Raw genomic sequence first — 3,932 nt, forward strand, 5'->3', positions numbered from 1 at the left:
CACCCTCGCCACCCACGGCACCACCACCTACCTCGAACTCGGCCCCGACGCCGCCCTCACCCCCATGGCCACCCAGACCCTCGACGAGGAGGCCGCCCTCGCCCTCCCCGCCCTGCGACGCGGACAGGACGAGCCGGGCACGGTCGTGTCGGCGCTGGGCCGGCTGCACGCGCGGGGCGTCCCGGTCGACTGGCGGGCGTTCTTCGCCCTCCCCGAGGGCCACAGCGCGGTGGAGCTGCCGACGTACGCCTTCCAGCGGCAGCGCTACTGGCTGGACGTGCCCGCCGACGCGGACGCGCCTCAGGGCGGCCGGGGCACGGACCCCGACGAGTCGCGGTTCTGGGACGCCGTCGAGAGCGGTGACCTGGACGCGCTGGGCGCGACCCTCGGCAGTGACGACAGCACCTCCCTCGGTGCCGCGCTGCCGATCCTCGCCGACTGGCGGCGCGGTGAACGCCTGCGCACGACGCTGGACTCCTGGACGTACCGCGTCACCTGGAAGCGGCTCGCCAGGGACAACGGGGCGGGCCTGTCGGGCAGGTGGCTGGCCGTGGTGCCCGCCGGGCTCTCGGCCGGGCGGACGGCGGCGGTCCTCGACGGGCTGCGCGCCCAGGGCGCCGAGTTCACCGTGTACGAGGCCGGGACCGATCCGGAGACGTACGGGCCGGCCCTGCGCGCGGTGCTGGAGGACGCGGGTGAGCTCGGCGGCGTGCTGTCGCTGCTCGCGCTGGACACCCGTCCCCACCCGGAGCGTCCGGCGCTGACCCGGGGCCTTGCCGCGCTGGCGCTGTTGCTGCCCGCGCTGGAGGAGGCCGGTACGGGGGCCCGTGTGTGGTCGCTGACCCAGGGGGCCGTGACCGGCTGCGCCGACGGTGTCGTGGAGGATCCGGCACAGGCCCTGGTCTGGGGCTTCGGTGTGGCGGCCGCGCTGGAGTTCCCACGGCTGTGGGGCGGCCTGGTCGACCTGCCGGGCTCCGGCGGCCTGGACCGCAGGACGGTGCAGCGGCTCGCCGTGGCGCTGGGCGGCCCGCAGGGCGAGGACCAGCTGGCCGTCCGCCCGTCGGGCGTGTTCGTACGGCGTCTGACGCGGGCCCCGCAGCGGGGCGCCACGTCGGACTGGGTGCCGCGCGGCACCGTGCTGGTCACCGGCGGCACCGGGGGCGTCGGGGCGCGGATCGCCCGGCGGCTGGCCCGGGCCGGTGCGGAGCGCCTCGTGCTGAGCGGGCGGCGCGGCCCGGCGGCCGAGGGAGTGGCCGAACTCGTCGCCGAGCTGCGCGAGTGCGGGGCCGAGGCCTCCGTGGTCGCCTGTGATGTGACGGACCGTTCGTCGGTGGCGGCGCTGCTGGACGCGGTGCCCGCCGACCGGCCGCTGACCGCGGTGGTGCACGCGGCGGGCGTCGGACAGTTCACGTCGGTCGCGGACACCTCCGTGGCGGAGATGGACCGGATCCTCGCCGGGAAGGTGCTGGGCGCCGCCCACCTCGACGAACTCCTCGGCGACCAGCCGCTGGACGCCTTCGTGCTGATCTCCTCCAGTGCCGGGGTGTGGGGCGGCGGCGGGCAGAGCTCGTACGCGGCCGCCAACGCCTACCTGGACGCGCTCGCCGAGCGGCGCCGCGCCCTGGGCCGCAGTGCGACCTCCGTGGCGTGGGGCTCGTGGGGCGGGGCCGGTATGGGGGCGGCCGACGGGGCGGCCGAGCGGATGCGCCGCCTGGGTGTGCCGCCCATGGATCCGGAGCTCGCCGCGTCGGCACTGCTGCGGGCGGTCGGCCGGGGCGAGACGACCCTGGTCGTCGCGGACGTGGAGTGGGCGCGCTTCGCGCCCGGGTTCACCGCCGCCCGGCCCAGCGCGCTCATCGGGGAACTGCCGGAGGTCGTCGAGGCCCTGCGCGAGGACCCGCTGCCCGCGGCGGGCGGCACCGGCGGCGGTTCCTTCGCGGACCGTGTCGCGGCCCTGCCGGCGGGTGAACGGGCCTCGTTCGTCCTGGAGTCGGTGTGCGAGGCGGCGGCCGCCGTGCTGGGGCACGCCTCCGGCGCGTCGATCGCCGCGGAGCGGACCTTCAAGGAACTGGGCGTCGACTCGATGACCGCCGTGGAGCTGCGCAACCGGCTCGCCGCGGCCACCGGTGTACGGCTGCCGGCGACGCTGGCGTTCGACCATCCGACGCCGCGGCGGCTCGCCGACCATCTGCTCGCCGAGGCCGTCGGCGGCACGGCCGCGGCGCCCGCCCCGGTCGCGGCACGGGCCGAGCTCGACGACGACCCGATCGCGATCGTGTCGATGGCGGGGCGGTTCCCCGACGGCCTGGACTCGCCCGAGGCCCTGTGGCGGCTCCTCGCCGAGGGCGGCGACGCGATCTCCGGCTTCCCCACCGACCGCGGCTGGGACCTGGAGGGCCTGTACGACCCGGAGCCGGGGACGCCGGGCAAGACGTACTCGCTCAGGGGCGGCTTCCTGCGCGGCGCCGACCGCTTCGACGCGGCGTTCTTCGGGATCTCGCCGCGCGAGGCGCTGGCCATGGACCCGCAGCAGCGGGTGATCCTGGAGACCGCGTGGGAGGTGTTCGAGCGCGGCGGCATCGACGTGCGGGAGCTGCGCGGCAGCCGTACCGGGGTGTTCGTCGGCGCCTTCCACACCGGGTACGCGGTCGGCGCGGCCAACGACGAGATCGAGGGCTACACCGCGACCGGCAACCAGCCGAGCGTGCTGTCGGGCCGGGTCGCGTACACCCTCGGCTTCGAGGGTCCGGCCGTCACGGTCGACACCGCCTGCTCGTCGTCGCTGGTCGCCCTGCACCTGGCGGCGCGGGCGGTGCGCGGCGGTGAGTGCGACCTGGCACTGGCGGGCGGGGTGACGATCCTGGCGACCCCGGACGGTTTCGTGGAGTTCTCGCGGCAGCGCGGGCTCGCCACGGACGGTCACTGCAAGGCGTTCGCGGCGGCCGCCGACGGCACCGGCTGGTCGGAGGCGGCGGGCCTGCTGCTCGTCGAGCGGCTGTCGGACGCCCGCCGCAACGGCCACGAGGTGCTCGCGGTGCTGCGCGGCAGCGCCGTCAACCAGGACGGCGCCTCCAACGGCCTCACCGCCCCCAACGGCCCCTCCCAGCAGAGGGTGATCCTCCAGGCCCTCGCCGACGCCGGGCTGTCCACCGGGGACGTCGACCTGGTCGAGGCGCACGGCACGGGCACCCGGCTCGGTGACCCGATCGAGGCTCAGGCGCTCCTCGCCACCTACGGGCAGGGCCGGCCGCAGGACCGTCCGCTGTGGCTGGGCTCCTCCAAGTCGAACATCGGTCACGCGCAGGCGGCGGCCGGCGTCACCGGCATCATCAAGGTGATCATGGCGATGCGGCACGGCGTCATGCCGAGGACGCTGCACGTCGACGAGCCGACCCCGCACGTCGACTGGTCGGCGGGCGCCGTCGAGCTGCTCACCGAGGCCCGCCCCTGGCCGCGCACCGGCCACCCGCGCCGCGCCGGCGTCTCCTCCTTCGGCGTCAGCGGCACCAACGCCCACGTCGTCATCGAGGAACCGCCCGCCGCGGAAGAGGGCCCGGAGCCCACCGAGGCCCGCGCACTCCCCGTGGTCGACTGGCAGGTGTCGGGCGGTACCGCCCAGGCGCTGCGCGCGCAGGCCGAGCGGCTGCTCGCCTTCGTCAGCGAGCCCGGCGCCCCGGCCGTCCGTGACACCGGTCTGGCGCTGACCCGCCGTCCGGCGCTGGAGCACCGCGCGGTGATCGTGGGCAGGGACCGCGACGAGCTGCTGGCGGGCCTTACGGCACTCGCCGAGGGGAGGCCGGCGCCCGGCACGGTCACGGGCACGGACGTCCACCGGAAGCTGGCGGTGCTGTTCACGGGTCAGGGCGCCCAGCGCGCCGGGATGGGCCGGGAACTGTACGACGCCTTCCCCGTCTTCGCCGACGCCTACGACA

1 protein-coding gene is annotated in these 3,932 nt (G+C 76.4%); it reads left to right on the top strand.

Annotation, left to right across the window (positions count from 1 at the left end; translation table 11 throughout):
- Nucleotides 1-3,932 (top strand): SDR family NAD(P)-dependent oxidoreductase (locus tag ACIBBD_RS38700; RefSeq protein ID WP_399424706.1); only part of this gene is annotated, 3,932 nt, incomplete at both ends.

Origin of the sequence: Streptomyces sp. NPDC051315, assembly GCF_044455165.1 — a bacterium.
Lineage (GTDB): Bacteria > Actinomycetota > Actinomycetes > Streptomycetales > Streptomycetaceae > Streptomyces.